We start from the raw sequence: 23,829 nt of genomic DNA on the forward strand, positions 1-23,829 counted from the left end.
TTGTGGAAACTCCGGACAAGCCCTATGCGGGCTGTGTTCGGTCGGGCTCGCGCGGTGCGGATTATCACCCCGGGGTCCATGGTGGTCCGTAGGCTCTCCATCGTCATGCCGGTGCTGGATGAGGCTCCTCGCATCGAGCGCGCCCTGCTGGCCCTGGTCTCCATGCGGGAGCGGGGCCACGAGGTCATCGTGGTGGACGGCGGCAGCACCGACGGTACCGTCGATCGTGCCCGTGGACTGTGCGACCGGGTCCTGGCGAGTGCCCCGGGCCGGGGTCGCCAGATGGCCCTGGGGGCGCGTCATGCCACAGGTGATGCCGTGGTGTTTCTGCACGCCGATACGGAGCTGCCGGCCGGCGGTGATCTGCTGATCGTCGAGGCCCTCGCCCGCGGCGCGCCGTGGGGGCGCTTCGATGTCTGCCTCAGTGGCGGCAGTTGCGGGTTGCGCCTGGTGGAGCGTGCCATGAATCTGCGCTCGCGGCTCACCGGCATCGCCACGGGCGATCAGGCGATATTCGTGCGGCGCGACGTGCTGGAGGCGGTGGGCGGTGTGCCCGAGCAAGCCCTGATGGAGGACATCGAGCTCAGCCGGCGTCTCCTCGGAGTGAGCCGGCCCGTCTGCCTGCGGGACACCGTATGGACCTCCAGCCGGCGCTGGGAGGAGGGCGGCATGGTGCGCACCATCCTCACCATGTGGGCCCTGCGGGCGGCCTATTGGTCGGGCGTTCCCGCGCGGCGCCTGGCGGCCATCTACTATCCCCGCCGGCCTCAGCCGCGCCACCATGGCCGTCGTTCTCAAGATATTCTCTAAGGCCCCCGTACCCGGGGCCGTTAAGACCCGGCTGATCCCCGCCCTCGGCCCAGAAGGGGCGGCGCGCTTGCAGCGCTGGCTGACGCGCCGCACCGTGGCCCTGGCCTGCGCAGCCGGCTATGAACAAGTGGAGCTGTGGTGCGCGCCGCACAGCGGCCATTCCTTCTTCGGGGAACTCGCCCGGGCGTACCCCGTGGTCCTGCGCGATCAGTGGGGCATGGACTTGGGCGAGCGCATGCTGAACGCCCTGGGTCATGACCCGGGGGCCGGTGCCGGCGTGCTGGTCGGCTGTGACTGTCCCGACCTCGATACCGCCATGCTACGGGCGGCACGGCAGGCCCTGGAGGGCGACGGCGCAGCGGTGGTGCTGGGGCCCGCCATGGATGGCGGCTATGTGCTCATCGGCATGCATGCAGCCTTGCCGGAGTTATTCTCGGGGATGCCCTGGGGCACGGATGCCGTGCTGGCCCTGACGCGCCGGCGGCTGCGGGCCCTGGGTGTTCGCGCCTTGGAACTCGAGCCGGTGCGGGACCTCGACCGGCCCGAGGACCTTCACCTCCTGGAGGAGCACCCCGATTGCCCACCCCGGCTTGCCCCCGCCGTCCCTTCTTCTACCTGATCCCGGCGTCTCCCCTACGCGCGGCGGTCTCCCGCTCGCCGCGGGCCCCGGTCCACTGACTGCCCTGCGCCCGAGCCGGTGTATGGCCCGGGGCGTCCGCTGTTTCGATCGTGTCGTGGATGGAAGTGTTGTTCCACTCGATCCACGGCGGCGGGAGTGTATTTTCCCGCGCCAGATGTTTTAGTCATGCCGGCTTAAGTCATACTGTTTGTCGGGCGATAACAGTTAAGGGCGTGCCGAGTCGGTGGCGGCGGAGGCCCTCGGGGGCATGGACAACGGGATGATGAGATGAGCGAGTCGCAAGAGCTGCAGCAGCGGGTTTCGGAATCGGTAGAGGGCCTCGCCGAGCGTTTCGTCATGGCCGACCCCGGTGATGCCGGGTTTCTGGCGGATGTCGCATCCATCTTCGATGCCCTGGCGGCCGATCTCGGGGGGGGCTATCCCCGCTCCTCGGAGGTCGCACGGTCGGCGGCCCGGCGGCTCCAGGATACGGTGGCCCGGGGCGAGGCCCTGGCGGAGACGGACACAGAATTCGTCGAGCAGGCGCTCTCCGGATTGCAGCACTTCACCGCCCGTGGCCTGGAGGAGGCCGACGTGGACTACCCGGTGGCGGCCGCTGCCGGCGGCGACGGGACGCCCCTGGATGGCGAGCCGGACATCAATCCGGTGGCGGGGTTCGATAAGGAGATCATGGCCGAATACATCAGCCACCAGGAATCGGTGGTGTCGGACATCGAAGACCTGCTCCTCACCTACGAGACGGAGCCCGACCCCGATCTGCTGGTGCAGCTCAAGCGCCTGCTGCACACCGCCAAGGGGGAGGCCGGTGTGCTCGGCATCAACCGCGTGGAGGCGGTGCTCCACGAGGTGGAGAACTATATCGCCGGCGCCGGTGACGAGTTGAAGATCGACGCACTGCTCGAGTTCAAGGACTGGTTCGAGCACGTGGTGGAGGCCCTGCAGCAGGGGCAGCCCCTGCCCGACAGCGCGCCATTGATGGCGGAGTTGCGGGTGTTGCCGGAGGAAGACGCTGCGGCCGGAGGAGACGCCGCGCCCGTCCATGAGGGAGGCGGGCCGGTGGATGGGGCTGTCCCACAGGAAGAGGCCGCGGTTGGGGCCGGAGATGGGGCCGGAGATGAGGCCGGAGATGAGGCAATCATCGATGACGAGATCGCCAACCACATGGGCCCCGTCGAGATAGAGGATCCCGAGATCACGGCCGAGTTCATCTCCGAGATCAACGAGCACTTCGAGGTGTCGGACGAAAACCTCATCACCCTCGAGAGCGACCCGGAGAACGAGGAGGCCATCGCTTCTATTTTCCGGGCCTTCCACACCATCAAGGGCACCACGTCGTTCCTCGGCCTCATGGCCGTGTCCAAGCTGGCCCACAAGGCCGAGAGCCTGCTGGACGGGGTGCGCACCGGCAAGCTGGCCTTCGAGGGCGAGGTGGTGGACGCCACCTTCAGCGGCCTCGACCTCCTCAAGCGCATGTTCAAGGATCTGGAGGCCGCTCTCAATGCCGGCGAGCCCTTCACCCCCGATCCCGAGTTGCCGCAGGTGTTCAACCGTCTCAAGCAGGCGGCGGAAGGCCGGTCGAGGACCCTGCCTCAAGGGCCCGCACGGGCCCCGGCGGCGCCCGCAGTGGCGCCGGCCGCCGCGCCCCCGCCACCCGCCCGGGCAGCAGCATCGGAGGTCCCGCGGGAGGGCGGGGGCGGGAGCACGCGGGTGCGCCAGACCATGAAGATCGACGCCGATCGCATCGACCTGTTGCTGGAGATCATCGGTGAGCTGGTGATCGTGGAGTCCATCGTCTCCCAGGAGGTGGCGGGCTATCGGGCGGAATCCCGGGAACTGGAGTCCAATCTCAGCCAGCTCACCAAGATCACCCGCAGCCTCCAGGACATGGGGATGTCCATGCGTCTCATCCCCATCGACAACACCTTCCGCAAGATGAGCCGCCTGCTGCGGGACCTGGCGAAGAAGACGGGCAAGAAGATCAATCTCGTCGTGGAAGGTAAGGAGACGGAGCTCGACAAGGGCATGGTGGAGAAGCTGGGGGATCCCCTGGTGCACATGATCCGCAACTCCGTGGACCACGGCATCGAGGCCACCCCGGCGGACCGTGAGGCGGCAGGCAAGGATCCGGCGGGCACCATCACCCTGCGGGCCTACCATCAGGGGGGCAATATCCACGTGGAGATCGAAGACGACGGCCGCGGCCTGGACCGCGAGGCCATCGCCGCCAAGGCCCTGGAGCGGGGCCTCATCACCAACCCCGATAGTCTCACGGACGACGAGATCTACGGCCTGATATTCGAGGCTGGCTTCTCCACCGCGAAACAGGTGAGCGAGGTGTCGGGCCGGGGCGTCGGCATGGACGTGGTGCGCAGCAACGTGTTGAGCATGCGGGGGAACATCCGCATCACCTCGGAAAAGGGCCGGGGCACCCGGGTGACCCTGGTGCTGCCGCTGACCATGGCCATCATCGACGGCATGATCCTGCGGGTGGGCACGGACCGCTATATCCTGCCCCTGCTGTCCATCGTCGAGTCCTTCCAGCCCACCCCGGACATGATCACAACCGTCTACGGCCGCGGCGAGATGGTACCCTTTCGCGAGCGTCCGCTGCCCATGGTGAGGTTGGCCCGTCTGTTTGAGGTGGAGGGGGCCGAGGCCGATCCGACGAAGGCCATCGTGGTGGTCATCGAGGACTCGGGCCACCAGCTGGCGCTGCTGGTGGACGAGTTACTGGGGGAGAATCAGACGGTGATCAAAAACCTGGGGCGCGGCCTGGGGCGGGTTCAGGGTATCGCGGGGGCGAGCATCATGCCCGACGGGTTCCCGGGGCTCATCATCGATGTGGGCGGCCTGTTCAAGATGGGCGTCTGATGGCGGCGGACCATGGGCCGCGCATCTTCCGGCGATGCCGGGTACCATTCATCAATGGCGTGACGACCGAAAACGATAATGACAAGGATCCCCGATGAACGGTCCCGCCGTCCTGGATGATCACACCTTCGCGCGCTTCGCGGACCTCATTTACAGCGAGGCCGGGATTACCCTTGGCAGCCACAAGCATTCCCTGGTGGCGGCCCGTCTGGGCAAGCGGATGCGCAGCCTCGGGATCGGCCGTTTCGAGGACTACTTCGCCTACGTCAGGGAGGATGGGGCCGGCGGCGAACTGGTCATGCTCATCGACGCCATCTCCACCAATGTCACCCAGTTCTACCGCGAGGCCGTGCATTTCGAGATCCTGGACACCCTGCTGCGGCGATGGCGCAACGAAGGCCAGAGCCGTTTTCGTGTCTGGTGCGCGGCCGCCTCCACGGGGGAGGAGCCTTATACCCTGGCCATCACCCTGGCCGAGGCCCTGGGGGACGTCTCCGACGTCCGCATCCTGGCCACCGACATCTCCACCCGGGCGCTGGCGGCCGCCCGGCGGGGGCGTTACGAGGCGAAGAAGGTGGAGACGGTGCCGCGGGAGTTCCTGGGCAAATACTTTGCGTCGACCGGCAGCGGGAGTGAGCGTTTCTATCAGGTCAGGGAGGGCCTGCGGCGCATGCTGAAATTCGCCCGGCTCAACCTCGCCACCCCGCCGTTCCCCATGAAGGGTCCCCTGGACGTGGTGTTCTGCAGGAACGTCATGATCTACTTCGACCAGCGCGTGAGGCAACTGCTGGTGGACGAGATCCATCGCCTGTTGCGGCCCGGCGGCTACCTGATGGTGGGCCATTCCGAGAGCCTCACCGGCCTCGGCAACACCTTCAGGGCCGTCAAGCCCTCGGTCTATGTCAAGGACTGAGGGGGCGCATCTATGACCACCATCGTCGTCGATATCGCGGGCATGGAGATCTCCAGCAACCCCGAGGATGTCTTGATCACCTATTCCCTGGGGTCCTGCGTGGGGGTCTCCATCTATGACCCGGTGCTGCACCTGGGCGGTATGGTCCACTGCATGCTGCCCCTGTCCAAGGTGGATCCCGAGAAGGCGGCCCAGCGCCCCTACATGTTCGTGGACACCGGGGTATCCATGATGCTGAACCGGCTCTACGACATGGGCCTGAGAAAGTCGCGGGCGGTCATCAGCGTGGCCGGTGGGGCCCAGGTGCTGGACGACAAGGGAGTATTCAAGATCGGCGAACGGAATGTCACGGTATTGCGCAAACTGTTCTGGAAGAACAGTCTGCTCATGCATGTGCAGGAGGTGGGGGGCAAGACCTCCCGCACCGTGTCCCTGGAGATCGGCAGCGGCAGGTTCAACATCAAGGCGGCAGGCATCACGACCCACTATGACCCTTAATCCGGAAATCGAGCGCCATCTCAGGGAATTCCCGGGGATGCCGGCCTTCAGCCAGGACCTGGTAGTCTATCTGCAGGACCCGGAGGCTGACTTCGCCCGGGTCACCGAGATGATCCAGTACGACCCGGGGTTGACCGCAAACATCCTCAAGATGGCCAACTCGGTGGCCTATGGCGGCGTGCGTAAGGTGGACTCCCTGAGGGCGGCGCTGCCGCGGCTGGGGGTCAACCGCGTGCTGGAGATGGTGCTCGCCCTGACGGTCTCCACCCGTCTCGTCACCGACCTGCCGGGCATGGGCCTGGGGGGCGACGACCTGCTGCGCCATTCCATCTTCACCGCGGTGGCCGCCGGGGAACTGGCGCGCCTGCTGGGCATGCGGCATACCGAGATGGCGTTCACCATCGGTCTCATGCACGACCTGGGTATGGTGGTGCTGGATCCCTTCGTGGCCCGGCACAAGGCGCGTTTCGACGATCTGTTCCAGGCCTCGGATCGCTCCTTCGAGCAGGTCGAGCAGGAGGTCCTCGGCATCGACCACGCCGAGGCCGGGGCCCGCATCCTCGCCGACTGGCGCCTCAGCGACGCGGTGGTGACGGCCGTCAGGTGGCATCACGAGCCGGAACGGGTGGAGGCGCACCGGGAACTGGTGAACCTGATCCACCTGGCCGACATCCTGGCCTTCTCCCAGGGCATCGGCACCGGCGACTACGGCATGGGCTTCCGGGCCTCCTCCGACGCTATCAGTGCCCTGGGGTTGCGGCAGAAGCAGGTGGAGTACGTGGCGAGCGAGACGGTGGACAAAATGAGAGAGCTGGCCGGCATCCTGGGGTTGAGACCCTGAGATGGCCGGCCCGACGACGAACCGGTCGACGCCGGAGCGGGGACTAACAGGTAAGGGCCGGCCTTATGGCTAACAATGTTCTCATCGTGGACGACTCCGCCATCATTCGCAAAATGGTGGCCAGGAATCTCGCCATGGCGGATATCGATCTCGGCGAGGTTCATTTAGCGGCCAACGGCCGGGAGGCTCTGGAAAAGCTGGAGCAGCACTGGATAGACGTGGTGCTGGCGGATATCAACATGCCGGTGATGAACGGCCTGGAATTGATCGCCGAGATGAACCGCCGGGAACTTACCGCCACCATTCCGGTGGTGATCATCTCCACGGAGCGCAGCAAGGAACGGATCGCGGCTTTGAAGGAGATGGGGGTCAAGGCCTACATCAACAAGCCCTTCACGCCGGAGGAGTTTGCCACCGTCATCAAGGGTCTGCTGTGAGACGAGGAGCGGTCAGCGCCGGGCGCACCGGCCTGTCCGGCGCAGAAGGCGCCACTCAAGGCGGCACAAACAGGAGAACGGACCGGATATGAATGATGAAGACAGGGCACACCTGCTGAGATCCCTGGCCAGCGTTTTCGAGGGCCTGGCGTTCATGTTCGTCGATGAGGCCGATGATGACCTGGGGACGGCAGATGCCTTCATCGGTGCCGGCATCGAGTTTCGGGGGCGGGGCGTATCGGGGGAAATGGAGATCATCGTGCCCGCCGATTTGTGCAAAGAACTGGCCGAGAACATCCTCGGGACGGACGATGACGACGAGCCTCTGCCCGAAGACTCGGCGGCCGGTGCCCTGGCGGAGGTGCTCAACGTCGCCTGCGGCTACCTGCTGGTGCAGAAGCATGGCGATGACCATATCTTCGACCTCTCCATCCCCCACACGCGGCCCGTGACGGCGGGTGAATGGGATGGTCTGTCCAAAGACGACCGCTACGTGCTTTTCGCGGTGGATGATGCGCCGTTGCTGGCGCGGCTTTCCGAGTCGCCGGCCGAGTCGCCGGCATGACGGGGCGCCACGGCGGCTAGGGCGATGACGACGACGAAAGGGAAGATCCAGGTGCTGGTGGTGGACGACTCGGCCGTGGTGCGCCAGGTGTTGTCGCGGGAACTGGCCCGGGCGGAGGACATCGAGGTGATGGGGACCGCACCCGACCCCTATGTGGCCCGGGACATGATCGTGGAGAACCGGCCCGACGTGATGCTTCTGGACCTCGAGATGCCACGCATGGACGGCCTCACCTTTCTCAAGAAGATCATGAAGTACTACCCGTTGCCGGTGATCATCGTCTCCTCCCTGACCCCGAAGGGCGGCGAACTGGCCCTGGAGGCCATGAACAGCGGCGCGGTGGAGGTATTGTGCAAGCCCGGATCGGCGCTGTCGGTGAACGACATGTCGGCGGATCTGATCCAGAAGATCAGGGCGGCGGCACGGGCGAAAGTGGGGATAGCCCAGCCCCAGGCACCACCGGGCGGGGTGCGTCGGGAGATCCGCATTTCCCAGGCGGGGATGACCCACACCGTCATTGCCATCGGGGCCTCCACCGGTGGCACCCAGGCCCTCCAGACCCTGCTGATGGCCATGCCGTCGGGGTCGCCCGGCATCGTCGTGGTGCAGCATATGCCGGAACACTTCACCGCTTCCTTCGCCCAGCGCCTGAATCAGCTCTGCGATATCGAGGTGAGGGAGGCCAGGGACAACGACTCGGTGCTGCCGGGGCTCGCCCTCATCGCCCCGGGTAACTACCATGCCCTGGTCAAGCGCAGCGGCGCGCGGTTCTACGTGCAGGTCAAGGGCGGCCCGCTGGTGAGCGGCCACCGGCCCAGCGTGGACGTGCTGTTCAAGACCACGGCCCAGGCGGCGGGCAAGAACGCCCTGGGGGTGATCATGACCGGCATGGGACGGGATGGCGCGGCCGGCCTGCTGGCGATGCGCGAGAACGGTGCCAGGACCATCGCCCAGGACGAGCAGAGTTGCGTGGTTTTCGGCATGCCCAAGGAAGCCATCAAGCTGGGGGCGGCGGAGTTCACCCTGCCCCTGGGCTCGATTGCCAACAAGGTGGTGGACCTGGTCAACACGAGGGCGGCGTGAGATGCGTGCCGGTCGTGCCCGGTGCCGGCGGTATCTACAGGAAAGGGGGCGGGACAACCATGATTAGATGGAACCACGAAACGGGTCGGTTCGAGTTCGAGGCGTCGGACCTCGCCGGGATAAGGAACCGCAACGAAGGGCGCGTGGCCGCGGCCATGGCCGAGGTGCTGGAGGAGTTTCCCGGCTTTGGGCCCGAGGTGATGGACCTGCAGGACGTCTACGCCCTGGCGCTGAACGCCCTGCCGCCCCGCTACGTCCAGCGCGAAGGCATCGTATTGCGCGAGCCGGTGACCGATAACGATGTCCGGGAGGCGGTGCGCGAGGCCGTCCGGCGGGTCATGGAGAGACCGAATTACTGAAACCAACCAGGCTGTCGGGCTGAAGCCCGACCTACAGCCCGACCTATACAACACCCCCCACCGCCCATTCCTTCGGCACGGATGTAGGTCGGGATTCATCCCGACATTCAAACCCGCCGCGCATGCCTCGCGCCGGGTCGGTACCACCGGCAGGCTGTCGGGCTGAAGCCCGACCTACAGCCCGACCTATACAACACCCCCCACCGCCCATTCCTTCGGCACGGATGTAGGTCGGGATTCATCCCGACATTCAAACCCGCCGCGCATGCCTCGCGCCGGGTCGGTACCACCGGCAGGCTGTCGGGCTGAAGCCCGACCTACAGCCCAACCTACACAACACCCCACCGCCCATTGCTTAGGCACGGATGTAGGTCGGGATTCATCCCGACATTGTACTTTAATAAATTCCCTGTTTAAGGTACAAAGCGGTTGCCAGCCGCCTGTGCCTAACCGGCCGAACGAGAAGCCGAATCGTCGATGTTCAATGACCAACAGGTGACAGGAGATGGAAATGCAGTTCGACGAGTCCCGGGTTCTGACCCGGGTCAGCGTGGATAATTACGGCTTCACCCTGACTGAGGAGGTAACGGGTGGTGGACGGTGCTTTATCTTGTGGGTGAAAGAGGAGCGCTCCATGGTGTCATTCCTGCCCCTCGGCAGGTTCAGTGCCTTCGACAAGAGAAAGACCCTGGATTTCATCGTGCGGTATGTGTCCAGCCCCGCCCTGCGGGAGGAACTCGCCAGGAGGCGCTTCGCCCACCACCTCGACAGCCTTTCCCCGGACTACTTCAAGGACCTCTGCGATTCCCTCGAGGGTCTGAGCGATAACGAAAAGGTCGTTGCCTTCAAGGACCTGTTTGTGTTGGACTCGGAGATAGACGCCCCGGTCGACCTCAACTGGAAACGGCGTTACATGGCCAAACGCTTTCACCCGGACAAGGGTGGAGATCACGAGAAGATGGCGCTCATCAACGAAGGTTACCGGATACTGAAGGAAAGCGATCCCTTCTCGCCGGTCTGAGGTCAGAACCTGCGGATGGGCGTGAGCCTTGGTGCGCCACCGAGATGCTCAGCCGGCATTGCGCCAGCCTCGCCAACCACCATTGATTGTGAGGAAAGATGGCTCTAGACAAAGAAACCAAGATCCTGGTGGTCGACGACTTTTCCACCATGCGTCGCATCATCAAGAATCTGCTGAGGGACCTCGGCTACACCAACGTGGACGAGGCGGATGATGGCACCACGGCCCTGCCGAAGCTGAAGACCGGCGCCTACGGATTTCTTATATCCGATTGGAACATGCCGGGTATGACAGGGCTCGATCTGCTCAAGGCCGTCCGGTCCGATGACAAGCTCAAGGACCTGCCGGTGCTGATGTTGACCGCGGAGGCCAAGAAGGAGCAGATCATCGAGGCCGCCAAGGCCGGCGTGAGCGGCTACATCGTCAAACCCTTCACCGCTCAAGTGCTGAACGAAAAGATCGATAAGATATTTCAGGAGTGAGCACTTCGGTGAGCCGCAGGCCTGCCACCATCCTCCCCATGTAAAGGAGCAACGATGGACCACGGCCCGGAGTACACCAATGATGTCTTCATCTCTGAGCTCAGGGAAGTGGCCGGGATCCTGGTGGACAAGCTCGAAGGCGACCATTACGAAGAGGCCATGGAGGTAATAAATCGCCTGGTGGAGGTGCGTGACCAGAGCGTATTCAGCGCCGTGGGTAATCTCACCCGGGCGCTCCACGAGGCCATCAAGAACGTGGGGCTCGAGTCGAATTCCGGGAGCGATGGCACCCCGGCGGCGCCGGAGATGACCGATGTCTCCGACCGCCTGAGCTATGTGATCGACCTGACCCAGGCCGCGGCCGACAAGACCCTGGAGAAGGTGGAGGCCGCCGTGCCGGTGGCCACCGCCCTCGGGCGTCACGCCAATGACCTGCGGGACCAGTGGCGCCAACAGTCCACCGCCGGCGGCACCGATACGCTGGATCCCGCCGTCCAGCACAAAGTGGAGGAGTTCCTCGCCGAAGTGGATACGGGGACCTCGGATCTGCGGGGCCTCCTGCAGGACATTCTCCTGGAGCAGGGTTACCAGGACCTCACGGGCCAGGTGCTGGCGCGCGTGATCACCCTCATCAAATCCGTGGAACACGACCTCGTGGAACTGGTTAAGATCGCCGGCCAAGTGGAGTACCTCACGGGTCAGGTGCAGGCCGTCGGCGCCGGCGCGGCGCGGGAGTCTACCATCGACGCTACCCGGGCCGAGGGACCCAATGTCCACGGCGACAGGCGCCAGGATGTGGTGCATAGCCAGGACGAGGTGGATGACCTGCTTTCCCAGTTGGGTTTCTGAACGCCGGCTCTCTCCCGTCCAGCCGCTATCGTCGGCATGCGCGCCACCTCGGCGCCGCCGCCACAGCAGTCGCCTGCGCCGCCAGGGCATGGCCGTGGTGCCTTGCATACCGAAGCGCCGCACGCTTCATCGGCGGCCGGGCGCCGGTAATCGGTTAATCGGGTCCGACCGTCGCATGTCACCGGGTTCGTTGGAAAGGTTGCGATTTTCCGATTGACCCAGATCAGCCTTTCGGTCTGTCTCCCACCCGCCGTCGAAAGCACCCTGACGCCCTTGGTAAGCACTTGGAGCACAGCTCCATGCGGCGCCGCTCCTGCCTTTGGAGAATGTCTTTAACTTATTGAGTGGGCGCATAAATCTATTCTTTTTTGGGTCATGCGCGAGGCCGCTGCGGGGCATTGGAGTACGGTGCCGCACCATCGGCAGGCCCGGCTCGCACGTCCCCGAACTACCCCAGAGCTCCTCTCCAGGCCGATCTGCGGTCTTCGATACGCACCCGCTTCCTAAAGCTAAGTCCTGACTGGCCGTTGACCCTTACACCGCGGGAAGCGATGGACGCCGCCCGTTCCACGCCCGCTTTCGAGTCGCCAACTTTTTGAGGCAGCAACGATGAACATGACCGTCGGCAAACAGATCTTTGGCCTGGTCCTCACCTTGCTCATTTTTCTCGCCGTGGTGGCCGCGGCAGGAGTATGGGGCCTCAAATCGGTGGTGGGTTCATTGTCGAACACCGTCGGCGATGCTCAGGAGGTGATTTACGGTAACTCCCTGGAAGCAATCGTCAGCCAGCGCGAGGTGGACCACCTGATGTGGGCCGGGAAACTGAACACGCTGCTCACCGACAGTAGCATCCAGCAGCTGGAACAGCTGGGTATCGAACTGGACCATCGCCAGTGCGGACTCGGCCAATGGCTCTATGGCGAGGGACGCCAGGAAGCGGAGCAGCGCATCGAGGATCCCAAATTCGCTACCCTGGTGAAGGCCATCGAGGCGCCCCACGAGCGACTCCATCAGTCGGCGGTCAGAATCGGCGAGGCCTATCAGCAGCCTCATCCCGGGCTCATGACGAAGCTCAATAGCCGCCTCGCGGAGCACGTGTTGTGGGTGAACCAGGTGGCGGACAGTCTCGCCACCGAGGCCGGCGGCGTGGATGTCATGCGCGAGATGCTGGAGAACGCCGTTGGCCAGGCGGAGACGGTTCTGGCCATGCATCACGAGGAGGCCGCGGCCAACCCCGCGGCTACGGCGGACATCCAGGCGGAGGTGCTTGCCATCGTCACTGCCATGCGTTTCGGCCCGGACAAGCAGAACCGCTTTTTCGTGCTCAATAGCGCGGGTGAGGTGATCATCCACCCCGCGCGGCCGCAGCTCGTAGGCAGTCGCGCCGACAACGTCAGGGGCGCGAAGGGAGAGGCCTACTTGGAGCGGCTGCTCGACGTGGCGGCGGCGCCGGAAGGGGGCTATGCATTTTATTACGAGTCCCACGGCGCCGGGGGCCAGCCCGGCCCCCGGCTGGGTTATGCACGGCTCTTCGCTCCCTGGGGCTGGGTGCTGGCCACCGAGGCCGAGCTGGATGCCGGCAATCAAGCCCTGGTGGAGCGTACAGCGGCCTATGTCGCCGGCGAGTCCTTCTCCCTCGGGGTCCAGCTCGACCACACCCAATGTGCCTTCGGCAAATGGCTGGACAGCCCGGAACTCGACAAGTTGATCCATGCACCGGGTTTCGGAAGTTTCGCCGCCGCCGTTGCCGCAGTGCATGCACCCCACGAGGCCTTGCATGAGGCCGCCGCGACGATCGAGACCCTGGCCAACGATGACAGGATATTCGATGCCCAGCGGGTCTATCAGAACGATGTGAAGGGACACCTGGCGGAAGTATCGTCCCATTTCGACGACATGATCGCCGCCGAGAAGGAACGGTTGGATGGCAGCGCTGCGGCCAATGCCATATATGTCGCTGACACCACCGGCTCCCTGAAAGAGGTCCAGAGCCTGTTGCACCAAGTGGCGGCCAACGTCAACAAGAACATCCTCAGCGAGGAACATATGTTGAGCGAGGCGGAGCAGGGCGCCCAGGCGGGTGGTCGTACTCAATGGTCCGTGGCCATCGTGGCCCTGGTGGCCCTCTTGGTGGGCGCCCTGGGCGCCACTCTGACGGCCCGGCGCCTGGTGCGGCGCCTGTCCGGCATTGGTGAAAGCCTGCAATCCGGCGCGGCCCAGGTTTCGGCGGCGGCGGGCCAGGTGGCGGATTCCAGCCAGCAGCTGGCGGAGGGGGCAAGCGAACAGGCGGCCTCCCTGGAAGAGACGTCTTCGGCCCTGGAGGAGATGGCGGCCCAGACGCGCCAGAACTCGGACCATGGCGAACAGGCGGATCGCACCATCAAAGACACGGTGCATGCGGTGGAGGGTGGGGTGGCCTCCATGGAGCGCCTGAGTACAGCCATCGACGAGATCAAGAATTCATCCAAGGAGACCTCGAAGATCATCAAGACCATCGACGAGATCGCCTTCCAGACCAATCTGCTGGCGCTCAACGCGGCGGTGGAGGCAGCCCGCGCGGGGGAGGCGGGCAAGGGCTTCGCGGTGGTGGCGGAGGAGGTGCGCAACCTGGCCCAGCGCAGCGCCGAGGCGGCACGCAACACTTCTGAACTCATCGAGCGTTCCCAGGGCAACGCGGACAACGGCGTCACCATGGTGGAGGAGGTGGCGAGACAGCTGGAGGTGATTAAGGAGGGGTCGGTGAACGTGAGCACCCTGATCGGAGAGATCGCGGCGGCCTCGAAGGAGCAGGCGGAGGGCATCGGCCAGGTCAACACCGCGACGGCGGAGATGGACAAGGTGGTGCAGCAGAACGCGGCGGACTCGGAGGAGTCGGCGAGCGCCGCGGAAGAGCTGTCGGCCCAGGCCGCGGAGATGACCCGAGCGGTGGCCGACCTGGAGATGCTGGTGAGTGGCCGTGTGTCGGCCGACAGCGAGGCCGAAGCCGGGCAGGGGCCCCGTAAACCGTCCAGGCGGGCGGCCGGTCTGCATAAACCCCGTCTCGGGCATCACGATGAGCGTCAGGCCGGTGGCGGCCATGATGCGGGATCACGGGATAAGGCGGCACGGAAACCGAAGGGCGAGGGGGAGCGGGTCATTCCCCTGGACAATGACGACTTCTCCGAATTCTAGGCTCAACGGAAACCTTGAGGCGTGGATCATGACAATGGAAACCCTGGAACACTCCGATACCCTGGTGTCGCTGGCGGGCAAGTACCTTACCTTCAATCTCGGCAACGAGGGTTACGGGCTCGAGATCCTGAAGGTGCAGGAGATCATCGGCATGCAGAACATCACCTCGGTCCCCACGACCCCGGAATACGTCAAAGGGGTGATCAACCTGCGCGGCAAGGTGATCCCGGTCATCGACCTGCGGCTCAAGTTCGGCATGCCGCCTCAGGAGACCACCCGCAAGACCTGCATCATCGTGGTCCAGGTCCATGGCGACGAGTCCGATCTCATCATGGGCATCGTGGTGGACGAGGTGTCCGAGGTGCTCAATATCGCCGCCGACCAGATAGAGCCGGCTTCCGCCCTAGGGTCGCGGCTGGATTCCCAGTTCATCCTCGGCATGGCCAAAACCGAAGCGGCGGTGAAGATCCTGTTGGATATCGACAAGATACTGGCGCCCGATGAGATACTTGAACTGAAGGCTTGATGATGGGGGAGAAGGGAAAAGGGAAATGGGAAATGGGAAAAGAAAAGAGCTTAACTACGAAAGACGCGAAAGGCGCGAAAAAGGCAGAAGGTTAGGAGGTTTCGATTACCCCTGTAGGAACGACGCCCTCGTCGCGATTGCCAGACTCCAATCGCGGCGAGCTGGCGCTTCCACCGTCATCTGTTTGTTCTTTCGCGTCTTTCGCGTCTTTCGTAGTTAACAGTTTTTTCGCTTTTCGCTTTTCGCTTTTCGCTTTTCGCTTTTCGCTTTTCGCTTTTCGCTTTTCGCTTTTCGCTTTTCGCTTTTTGGCGCCGGCGCAGCACCGCTCCAGGGTGGGTGGTATCAACGGTCCCGCCGGTGCTTGATGCGGCGGCGATCGATGTCGGCCACCAGCTTGCGGACGGCTTTGTTATTCTGTGGTTCCATATCCACGAAACGCCCGCCGAGCCTCAGGCGCTGGCGGATGGCGGCCTGACCGACGAAGCAGATCTCCAGGGAGCCCGTGATTTGCTCGCCGTCGCGCAGGCGGATGGTGCAGGTGCCGATACGTTGCCCCTTCTCCACGTCGACCACCGGCCGGCGCACCAGTTCGAGGCCGAGCCCACCCACGGAGATGTCCCGCAACTCCCCCTGGAGCAGGCCGCCGCCTTCGGTCTGCAGGAACACCGGAATGCGTTCGGAGAGTTCCACCTCGGCGCGATAAGCGGCGCGGCGTGGCTGATAACGCAGAATGGTGGGGAAGGCGGCGGTGTATACCGCGATGCCCCCGGAGCTGTCGATGTGAGTCACCTGGGAATGGAAGCTGATATCAACACCGTGGTGACGGGTGATGAGGCGGAACTCCCGTATTCGCGTGAGCCGTTCATGCCCGCCGCGGGGATTGAGTTCATCCAGCTCCAGGGTGGCCGTGCCCGTGTCCACCTGCAGGATAGAGCTGGTGAAAGTCTCGTCGGAGCCCTCCAGCAGCATGGTGACCTGCTTGCGGGCATCCAGAAGCTCGTGGAGCACGCGGCCGATTTGCTCGGAGGTGTTGAGCCGCTCCGGATCCAGGGATGGCCGCGGGCCGGGTTCGCCGCCTTTCCCCGAGAGGAGTTTTTCCAGGAGTCCCATGGTGGTTAGCGGATAAACGCTCGCAAGAACATCATCGCCCGCCAGGGCCGCCCGGTGTGGCGACAGGACTCAGGCCTTGGCAAGGTAGCCCGAATGTCCCGCACCCTGACGGCGCCCCTGGGGTCCATACAGGTGGGTGCGGGAATCCGTGCCGTGCAGGATGTCCAGCAGGCGTTCCGCCGAGCGCTGACTGATGGCGATGACCCGCCCGTTGGCCAGGTTGAGATCGCGGCAACGGTTCACCCGCGCACGGAAGTCCAGCCAGGCCGTGGCCAGCCCAGCCAGGCCTCGGGCCTCCAGGCCGCGCTCTACGGCATCCTCGCCATGATGGTGTATGCCCAGCTCCGTCAGGGTCTGGGCAATGCTTCGGCCCACGGCATCCAGGGTGCGGGATTGTTCCTGCTTACGCTCGGCGATGGCGCCGATGGCGGCGCGGTCGCGGTGGGCCAGGGCATCCCGTTCCTCTTCCAGGGTGGCCACCAGGGTACTCGTGGCGTCGCCTGCGGCGTCGAGGAGTCGGCTCAGGTTCGCCGTCGGGTCAGTTGTGTGCATGGGCCACCACCGTACGGTTCAGCATCAGTTCGAAACGGATGAATTTTTCCGCGGTGCGCTCAGGATTCACCTGGTAGCTGCCCTTGGACAGGGATTCGCGGATGGATTCGACGCGATGGGCGTCCACTATGGGTATCTGGGCCATCAGGCGCTCCATGTTTTCCAGGCTCACCGCGGTCTGGGTGAGGGACACGGTCTCGCCCCCCGGTGGCCGGGCGGTCGCGCCTTCCCGCCGCGCAGAGGACGGTTGGCTGCCCACCTGTCGCGGCGTCAGGGTGTTGCCGGCGATGCCTTTGATGTCGATTGCCATGGGCTTCTCTCCCGTGTGCGTGGATCAGTCCCGTCTCAAGTCGTAGCGACCCGGGAGCCGACCGCCTTTATCCCCGTTCACAGGCGGGCTTCACAATTGTATACGTACCTTGCCGTCGGGTGTGACCCGGCCCTCCACCACACGGCTCGAGCTGGTGTTTTCCACCCGCACCCGTTCGCCGGCCGCGGCGTCCGCGAGGGCCCGGCCATGCATCTGTACAGAGAACCCCCGGGCGCCCGATATCAACAATACCCGCTCGCCCCGCTTTACCAGGTTCGGCCGCTCCAGGTGGCGATGGCTCACGACGCCGCCGGCGGCCAGGGACAGGCGCATGCGCATGCCCACGAGGGCCTCGGGGTCGTCGAAGTGGCCGGCGCGCAGGGACGTCGTGTCCCGCTCCTCCATGACGAAGTCTGCCCGTTCCAGGATCTCGCCCCGGCTCTTGGCGCGCGCCAGCACCGCCACCGGCTGCATCACCTTCACCGCCACCGGCACGTACAGGGACCAGGGCCGGGCGCCGGTGCAGCGCACTCCCACCGTGACGTTGCCCGGGCCGATGCTGCCGTTGGGCAGGAAGGCCTCGAGGGGCTGGGTACACCGATTGAGACGCAACCGGCTGTCCAGGGCCGTGGCTTCCACCACTACCCTGCCTGCGAGGCCGTCGAGGTTTTTAATGACATAGTCCCGCGCCGCCCCACGGATGGTATCCAGGGCCTGGGGCTCGGCCGCTGCTGGCGGCAGGATGGTGACCATCAAGAGAGTGATAACGAGTGCTCGAGTCATGCTGGCTGCCTGTGTTCGCGGGACTTGCCATGGGAAGATGCAAAGCACATGCCGTTCTGGGGGCGATGGGCGATGGGCGATGGGTGATGGGCAATGGGCGGCGCGCCTCGGGCCGGATGAGCCGCCGGCGGGCATGGCGTGGGCTCCAGGACCGGTTTTGAGGGGACACCGCTTGCCGCCCGACGGCAAACACCTGCCGACGCCGGGGATCCGCGGGACGCCGGGATCTTGCCACCGTCCGCCGGCGCCACGGCCAAACGGGCCGGGGAGCCCCGATAATGGGGGTCCCGCAGCCGCCGGGTCGAACCTGGCACGAAACCTGAATGATCCCCGCCGAGTTCCGATTTTCTGTAGGGAGATGGCCGTGGCAATCAGCATAGACAAGGCATTTGGCATTCACGAGGCCGCGGTAGTGACCCGGGCGCGCCGCGCCGGCCTCATCGCCACCAACCTCGCCAACGCCGACACCCCCGGTTACAAGGCCCGGGACATCGATTTCCGCGAGGTCCTGAACGAGGCCACCGCGGCCCGCGACGCCGGCCAGCCCCGGCGTACCCACGAGCGCCACCTGGGGGGTGGTCCCGCCACCCTCGGAGTGGGCGGTCTCGAGGGTGTCAAGTACCGCATACCGCTGAATCCAAGCCTGGACGGCAATACGGTGGATATGAACGTGGAACAGGCGGCCTTCACCAAGAACGCCATGATGTACCAGGCCAGCCTCCATTTCCTGGATCGCAGGGTCAAGGGCCTGACCCAGGTCATCAAGGGAGAGTAGCCATGTCCCTGTTCAAGATCTTCGACACCGCCGCCACCGCCCTGGCCGCCCAGTCGGTGCGCATGAACGTGACGGCCAGCAACATGGCCAACGCGGATACCATCAGCAGCAGCGTGAATGAGACCTATAGGGCCCGTTATCCTGTGTTTCAGGCCGTGCTGCGGGAGCAGATGGCTTTCGGTGATGATCACGCCGCCGAGGGCGTGAGGGTGCTGGGGATCGTGGAGGGTGCCGCGCCGCCGCGGGCCGAATACCGCCCCGACCACCCCCAGGCCGATGACGAGGGCTACATCTTCAGGCCCAACATCAACATGGTGGAGCAGATGACCGACATGATATCGGCGTCCCGCAGCTTTCAGAGCAACATCGAGGTGATCAACGCGTCCAAGCAGATGATGCAGCGCACGCTGCAACTCGGCCAGGGCTAGCGGACGACGAGGTAGGGGACCATGACCAAGACGGGTGATATCGGCAACGACCTGGTGAAGAACCTCAGTATCGCCAACAAGCAGCAGACGGACAAGGCACGCAACGAGCTGGGCCAGGACGAGTTCTTCAAGCTCATGACGGCGCAGCTCCAGAACCAGGACCCCTTGAAGCCCCTGGAGAGCAACGAGTTCCTCGCCCAGATGGCGCAGTTCTCCATGGTCAGTGGGGTCCAGGAGATGCAGCAGACCTTCTCGAGCCTGTCCAACGCGCTGCAGTCCAGCCAGGCCCTGCAGGCCTCCACCCTCGTGGGACGCAGCGTTCTCATCCCGGGCTCGCGCGGCACCCTGGATGCCCAGCAAGGGCTGCAGGGTGCGGTTGAGCTGCCCCAGGCCTCGCCGCAGGTCACCCTCAGCATCGTCGACGATCTGGGGCAAACGGTGCGCCGCATCGATCTCGGGGCCCAGTCGGCGGGCCTCGTGGACTTCACCTGGGATGGGCTGACCGATGGCGGTGAGCAGGCCCCACCGGGTAGCTACACCGTGCGTGGCGCTTACGATGCCGGTGACGACGCCCTGGCGGCGGAGACCCTGGTGGTGGCCCATGTGGACAGCGTGACCCTGGGTCGGGGCGGGCAGGCGCCCGAGCTCAATCTCTCGGGGCAGGATTCGGTATCCCTCGGCGTGGTGCGACGGATCCTTTAGACAGTAACCAGAATAACAGGAGAGCGAATCATGGCATTTCGCGTTGCAGTGAGCGGCATCCAGGCGGCCACCAAGGATTTGAATGCCACCGGTAACAACATCGCCAACTCCAACACCACGGGCTTCAAGCGTGCGCGGGTGGAGTTCGCGGACATCTTCGCCAATTCCAACCTGGGCTCCGCCCAGGATGCTTCGGGGCAGGGGGTACAGGTCACCCGCGTGGCCCAGCAGTTCTCCCAGGGCAATATCTCCTTCACGGACAACAACCTCGACCTCGCCGTCAACGGCGAGGGCTTCTTCGTGGTGGAGGACAACAACGGGATCTTCTATACCCGGGCGGGGGCCTTCGGCGTGGACCGCGACGGCAACGTGGTCAACGGCACCGGCCAGCGTCTCCAGGCCTTCCAGGCCGCCGCCAACGGCTCCATCACCGGCGCCGTGGGGGACCTGCAGATCGATACCTCGAACATCGCGCCCGAGGCCACCACGGCGGTGGAGGCCCGCGTCAACCTGGATGCGGGGGATGACACCAACGTCCATCCCAGCCTCACCTTCACGTCGTTTTCCGACTTCCAGAATGAGGATGGCTACACCTTCGATCTCACCGATGGCGCCGGCAACACCGAGACCGTAGAACTCGATTTCCTCTCCGAGGGCCCCGATCCCACCACGGCGTCCCGAACCGAGGTGGCCGAGTACATCTCCAGCAAGGTGAACCAGACCACCCATTTCGATGCCGAGGTCAATGGCAGCAACGTGGTGCTGACCGCGGCCCGGCGCTCTGCGAACAAGATCGACGTCACCAACCTGGTGAACGCCCCGGCCGCCACCACCCCGCCCCCACCGCCCTCCCTGACCGTGGATACGGGTAGCGGCGTCGGGATCGACCCTGCAGACGATCTGGACCTGAATTTTGGTGCGGGTGACGATCTCACCACCACCTTCACCGATCCCTTCCCCTTCAACCCCAACGAGCCGCGCAGTTTCAACAATGCCACCTCGTTGACGGTATTCGACTCCCTCGGCCAGGAGCACCTGCTGAGCACCTACTATCGCAAGGTGGAGGCCAACCTGTGGGAGGTGCACGCGCGCATCGACGGCGACAACACCCAACTGGTGGGGGGCGGCACCCCGCCCACCATCAGCTTCGACAGCGGCGGTAACCTCACCACCGCCACCCCCATGCCCATCAACTTCGGCCAGTTCACGCCCACCACCGGCGCCGCGCCCATCGATGTAAGCATCGACTTCACCGGCACCACCCAGTTCGGCGCCGCCTTCGGCGTCAACGCCCTGTCCCAGGACGGCTTCAGCACCGGCCGCCTGAGCGGCGTGGACATCAGCGACGACGGGCTGGTACAGGCCCGCTTCTCCAATGGCAAGAGCCGGGCGCTCGGACAGGTACAGCTCGCCAACTTCGCCAATGTGCAGGGTCTGCAGCCCCAGGGCGACACCCTGTGGGCGGAGACCGCTAACTCCGGCGAGCCCCTGCCGGGGGCGCCGGGCACCGCCAGCCTGGGACTCGTCCAGGCCGGTGCCCTGGAGGAGTCCAACGTCGAACTCGCCGACCAGCTGGTGAACATGATCGTGGCCCAGCGCAACTTCCAGGCCAACGCCCAGATGATCCGCACCGAGGACGAGGTGACCCAGACCATCATCAACATCCGCTGATCCTGAGCGGGCGATGAGGATACGGCAGCATCACGGCAGCGCAGAGGTGAGATGAAATGGATAGGATGGTCTATGTCGCCATGACCGGTGCCCGCGAGGCCATGCACGGCCTCGCGGTCAATGCCAACAACCTGGCCAATGTCACCACCCCCGGCTTTCGCGCCGACCTGGCCCAGGCCCGCAGCATGCCCGTGTTCGGCCCGGGTCATCCCACCCGGGCCTACGCCATGACGGAGCGGCCGGGCCATGACCTCAACCCCTCGACCATCCACACCACCGGCCGGCCCCTCGACGTGGCAATCGGCGGCGCGGGCTGGCTGGGGGTGCTGGATGCCCAAGGCAACGAGGCCTACACCCGGCGCGGCGACTTCCAGACCACCGTCAACGGCATCCTGGTCAACGGCGCCGGCCAGCCGGTGCTGGGTAACGGCGGCCCCATCGCGTTACCCCCCGCCCAAGCGGTGGAGATCGCCGGCGACGGCACCATCAGCATCCTGCCCATGGGACAGAACGCCAACGCCCTGGTGACGGTCGACCGCCTGAAGCTGGTGAACCCGCCCGGCGCCGAGATGGAGAAGGGCGAGGACGGCCTGTTCCGGCGTCGCGACGGCGTGCCCGCCGAGGCGGATGCCGCGGTCCAGGTGGTGTCCGGGGGCCTGGAGACCAGCAACGTCAGCGCCGTCGCGGCGATGACGGAAATGATGACCCTGGCCCGCAATTTCGAGTTCCAGATCAAGGTCATGGAGACGGCGAAGGAGACCAGCGAGCGCGCCGCCACCATCCTGCGTCTCAGTTAACACGCATAACACGCAACACCGCAGGGCCGTGGGCAGACCCCCCTTGCGAGAACCGAGGAGCACAGCGTCATGAGCAGTCAATCCATGTGGATCGCCAAGACCGGCCTCGAGGCCCAGCAGACCCGGCTGGCGGTCACTTCCAACAATCTAGCCAACGTGGCCACCACCGGCTTCAAGCAGGGGCGGCCCGTCTTCGCCGATCTGCTCTACCAGACGGTGCGCCAGCCCGGTGCCGCGTCGTCGGAGAACACCCAGTTGCCGTCGGGGCTGATGATCGGCACCGGGGTGCGCACCGTGGCCACGGAGAAGCTGTTCAAGCAGGGCAACATCACCCAGACCGAGAACTCCCTGGACCTGGCCATCAGCGGCAAGGGCTTCTTCGAGATCCTGCTGCCCAACGGCTCCGTGGCCTATACCCGCGATGGCGGCTTCCAGGTGGATGGTGATGGCAATGTGGTGACCGCCACCGGCTTCCTGCTGCAGCCCAACCTTACGGTACCCGACGAGGTCACCGCCCTCACGGTGGGCCAGGACGGCACCGTCACCGTCCAGGTGGCGGGGGATACCGCCCCCACCGAGATCGGCGAGATCCAGCTCACCGAGTTCATCAATCCGGCCGGGCTGCAGCCCATCGGCGACAACCTGTTCATGGAGACCGCCTCCTCGGGGGCGCCCCAGCAGGGGGTGCCCGGCGAGGACAGTCGCGGCCAGTTGATCCAGGGCGCCCTGGAGAGTTCCAACGTCAACACGGTGGAGGAACTGGTGAACATGATCGAGGCCCAGCGGGCCTACGAGATGAATGCCAAGGCCATATCCACCGCCGACCAGATGTTGGAGTTCGCGGTCCAGCTCCTGTGATGACGCAACCGGCCGGGGTGCCGGGAGGAATACGATGAAAATGCCAACGCGCCTGTTCATGGCGGCACTGCTTCTTGCCCTGCTGGGCGGCTGCCAGACCCAGCCTACCCGTGACCCCGCCTTCGCGGCGGCGCGGCCGGAACCCCAGCCGGCCCCGGCGCCCACCGCCGGCGCCATCTTCTCCGTGGCCCATACCGGGCCCCAGTTCTACGACGCCACCTTGTTCACCGACACTCGGGCGCGCCGCGTCGGGGATATCCTCACCATCCAGCTGGTAGAACAGACGACGGCGGAGAAGGAGTCCGAGACCATCATCGAGCAGGAGACCATCTTCGAAGATGACAATCCCACCATCTTCGGTGGCAGCCCCAGCATCCCCCGCCTGCCGGTGGTGCGTAACGTGCTGGACGCCGGGGAAGATCGGCGCTTCAGCCTCGCCAACAGCATCAATTCGAACAGGGAGTTCGAAGGCCTCGGCGAGACCACCCAGTCCAACCGCATTCGAGGCGAGATCACGGTGACGGTGGCCGAGGTCCTGCCCAACGGCAACCTGGTCATCCAGGGCGAGAAGGTCATGACCCTGACTCGCGGCAACGAGTACCTGCGCTTCTCCGGCATCGTGCGCCCCATGGACGTGACCGCCGACAACACCGTGCCCTCCACCCGCGTCGCCAACTCCACCATCCACTACGCCGGCGACGGCGAGGTCGCCGATTCCAACGTCATGGGCTGGCTGGCCCGCTTCTTCGTCAGCGCCCTGGTGCCGTTTTGATGGGG

General features: G+C 65.1%; 26 protein-coding genes. 22 read left to right on the forward strand and 4 right to left on the reverse strand.

Features of this window, described 5'->3' with window-relative positions:
- Positions 1-78 precede the first annotated feature (78 nt).
- The 15 genes from U5S82_17940 (at position 79) to U5S82_18010 (ending at position 15,066) form a co-directional block, all read left to right on the forward strand.
- Positions 79-810 (forward strand): TIGR04283 family arsenosugar biosynthesis glycosyltransferase, encoded by a 732-nt coding sequence (locus tag U5S82_17940; GenBank protein ID MDZ7753467.1) that lies wholly within the window; start codon positions 79-81, stop codon positions 808-810.
- The gene (locus tag U5S82_17945; GenBank protein MDZ7753468.1) at positions 782-1,429 is read left to right on the forward strand and encodes a TIGR04282 family arsenosugar biosynthesis glycosyltransferase; all 648 of its coding nucleotides are present in this window, start codon (positions 782-784) and stop codon (positions 1,427-1,429) included. The genes U5S82_17940 and U5S82_17945 overlap by 29 nt, the downstream gene beginning before the upstream one ends.
- A 288-nt stretch (positions 1,430-1,717) precedes the next feature.
- Complete coding sequence (locus tag U5S82_17950) at positions 1,718-4,321, forward strand: Hpt domain-containing protein (GenBank protein MDZ7753469.1); 2,604 nt, start codon at positions 1,718-1,720, stop codon at positions 4,319-4,321.
- Positions 4,322-4,415: 94 nt separating this feature from the next.
- On the forward strand, positions 4,416-5,234 hold the full coding sequence (locus U5S82_17955; GenBank protein ID MDZ7753470.1) for a protein-glutamate O-methyltransferase CheR: 819 nt from the start codon (positions 4,416-4,418) through the stop codon (positions 5,232-5,234).
- A gap of 12 nt (positions 5,235-5,246) precedes the next feature.
- On the forward strand, positions 5,247-5,732 hold the full coding sequence (locus U5S82_17960) for a chemotaxis protein CheD (GenBank protein ID MDZ7753471.1): 486 nt from the start codon (positions 5,247-5,249) through the stop codon (positions 5,730-5,732).
- Positions 5,722-6,573, forward strand: coding sequence for an HDOD domain-containing protein (locus tag U5S82_17965; GenBank protein ID MDZ7753472.1), 852 nt, complete (start codon positions 5,722-5,724; stop codon positions 6,571-6,573). The genes U5S82_17960 and U5S82_17965 overlap by 11 nt, the downstream gene beginning before the upstream one ends.
- 65 nt (positions 6,574-6,638) lie before the next feature.
- Complete coding sequence (locus U5S82_17970) at positions 6,639-7,010, forward strand: response regulator (GenBank protein MDZ7753473.1); 372 nt, start codon at positions 6,639-6,641, stop codon at positions 7,008-7,010.
- Between the two features lie 88 nt (positions 7,011-7,098).
- Positions 7,099-7,575 (forward strand): hypothetical protein, encoded by a 477-nt coding sequence (locus tag U5S82_17975; protein MDZ7753474.1) that lies wholly within the window; start codon positions 7,099-7,101, stop codon positions 7,573-7,575.
- 24 nt (positions 7,576-7,599) lie between these two features.
- Positions 7,600-8,658, forward strand: coding sequence for a chemotaxis response regulator protein-glutamate methylesterase (locus U5S82_17980; protein ID MDZ7753475.1), 1,059 nt, complete (start codon positions 7,600-7,602; stop codon positions 8,656-8,658).
- A 59-nt stretch (positions 8,659-8,717) separates the two neighbouring features.
- On the forward strand, positions 8,718-9,017 hold the full coding sequence (locus U5S82_17985; GenBank protein ID MDZ7753476.1) for a late competence development ComFB family protein: 300 nt from the start codon (positions 8,718-8,720) through the stop codon (positions 9,015-9,017).
- Between the two features lie 505 nt (positions 9,018-9,522).
- Positions 9,523-10,038, forward strand: a complete 516-nt coding sequence (locus U5S82_17990) for a hypothetical protein (GenBank protein MDZ7753477.1) — start codon at positions 9,523-9,525, stop codon at positions 10,036-10,038.
- Positions 10,039-10,136: 98 nt separating this feature from the next.
- On the forward strand, positions 10,137-10,520 hold the full coding sequence (gene cheY, locus U5S82_17995; protein MDZ7753478.1) for a chemotaxis response regulator CheY: 384 nt from the start codon (positions 10,137-10,139) through the stop codon (positions 10,518-10,520).
- 54 nt (positions 10,521-10,574) lie between these two features.
- Positions 10,575-11,369: a protein phosphatase CheZ gene (locus U5S82_18000; GenBank protein ID MDZ7753479.1), complete on the forward strand. Its 795-nt coding sequence runs from the start codon at positions 10,575-10,577 to the stop codon at positions 11,367-11,369.
- A gap of 609 nt (positions 11,370-11,978) precedes the next feature.
- Positions 11,979-14,540 (forward strand): methyl-accepting chemotaxis protein, encoded by a 2,562-nt coding sequence (locus tag U5S82_18005; GenBank protein MDZ7753480.1) that lies wholly within the window; start codon positions 11,979-11,981, stop codon positions 14,538-14,540.
- A 28-nt stretch (positions 14,541-14,568) separates the two neighbouring features.
- Positions 14,569-15,066, forward strand: a complete 498-nt coding sequence (locus tag U5S82_18010) for a chemotaxis protein CheW (GenBank protein MDZ7753481.1) — start codon at positions 14,569-14,571, stop codon at positions 15,064-15,066.
- A gap of 342 nt (positions 15,067-15,408) precedes the next feature.
- On the opposite strand, the gene U5S82_18015 is transcribed toward U5S82_18010, so the two are convergent.
- The 4 genes from U5S82_18015 to flgA all read right to left on the reverse strand — a co-directional run bounded on the left by U5S82_18015 (position 15,409) and on the right by flgA (position 17,821).
- Positions 15,409-16,176: a flagellar regulator YcgR PilZN domain-containing protein gene (locus U5S82_18015; GenBank protein MDZ7753482.1), complete on the reverse strand. Its 768-nt coding sequence runs from the start codon at positions 16,174-16,176 to the stop codon at positions 15,409-15,411.
- 69 nt (positions 16,177-16,245) lie between these two features.
- The gene (locus U5S82_18020; protein ID MDZ7753483.1) at positions 16,246-16,728 is read right to left on the reverse strand and encodes a flagellar protein FlgN; all 483 of its coding nucleotides are present in this window, start codon (positions 16,726-16,728) and stop codon (positions 16,246-16,248) included.
- Positions 16,715-17,038, reverse strand: coding sequence for a flagellar biosynthesis anti-sigma factor FlgM (flgM, locus tag U5S82_18025; GenBank protein MDZ7753484.1), 324 nt, complete (start codon positions 17,036-17,038; stop codon positions 16,715-16,717). The genes U5S82_18020 and flgM overlap by 14 nt, the downstream gene beginning before the upstream one ends.
- Positions 17,039-17,128: 90 nt before the next feature.
- A complete protein-coding gene (flgA, locus tag U5S82_18030; GenBank protein ID MDZ7753485.1) occupies positions 17,129-17,821 on the reverse strand; it encodes a flagellar basal body P-ring formation chaperone FlgA in 693 nt (230 codons plus the stop codon).
- A 364-nt stretch (positions 17,822-18,185) separates the two neighbouring features.
- Between flgA and flgB the strand changes: the two genes are divergently transcribed.
- The 7 genes from flgB (at position 18,186) to U5S82_18065 (ending at position 23,824) form a co-directional block, all read left to right on the forward strand.
- On the forward strand, positions 18,186-18,596 hold the full coding sequence (flgB, locus tag U5S82_18035) for a flagellar basal body rod protein FlgB (protein ID MDZ7753486.1): 411 nt from the start codon (positions 18,186-18,188) through the stop codon (positions 18,594-18,596).
- Between the two features lie 2 nt (positions 18,597-18,598).
- Positions 18,599-19,024, forward strand: a complete 426-nt coding sequence (gene flgC, locus U5S82_18040; protein MDZ7753487.1) for a flagellar basal body rod protein FlgC — start codon at positions 18,599-18,601, stop codon at positions 19,022-19,024.
- Positions 19,025-19,045: 21 nt separating this feature from the next.
- Positions 19,046-19,726, forward strand: coding sequence for a flagellar hook assembly protein FlgD (locus tag U5S82_18045; protein ID MDZ7753488.1), 681 nt, complete (start codon positions 19,046-19,048; stop codon positions 19,724-19,726).
- 30 nt (positions 19,727-19,756) lie between these two features.
- Positions 19,757-21,397, forward strand: coding sequence for a flagellar hook protein FlgE (locus U5S82_18050; protein MDZ7753489.1), 1,641 nt, complete (start codon positions 19,757-19,759; stop codon positions 21,395-21,397).
- A gap of 56 nt (positions 21,398-21,453) precedes the next feature.
- On the forward strand, positions 21,454-22,194 hold the full coding sequence (locus U5S82_18055) for a flagellar basal body rod protein FlgF (protein ID MDZ7753490.1): 741 nt from the start codon (positions 21,454-21,456) through the stop codon (positions 22,192-22,194).
- Positions 22,195-22,263: 69 nt separating this feature from the next.
- The gene (gene flgG, locus U5S82_18060) at positions 22,264-23,052 is read left to right on the forward strand and encodes a flagellar basal-body rod protein FlgG (GenBank protein ID MDZ7753491.1); all 789 of its coding nucleotides are present in this window, start codon (positions 22,264-22,266) and stop codon (positions 23,050-23,052) included.
- 34 nt (positions 23,053-23,086) lie between these two features.
- Positions 23,087-23,824 carry a flagellar basal body L-ring protein FlgH gene (locus U5S82_18065; GenBank protein ID MDZ7753492.1) on the forward strand — a complete coding sequence of 246 codons (738 nt, stop codon included), beginning with the start codon at positions 23,087-23,089 and terminating at the stop codon, positions 23,822-23,824.
- Positions 23,825-23,829 lie beyond the last annotated feature (5 nt).

It is taken from the genome of Gammaproteobacteria bacterium (assembly GCA_034522055.1).
Taxonomy (GTDB): Bacteria; Pseudomonadota; Gammaproteobacteria; order JAABTG01; family JAABTG01; genus JAABTG01.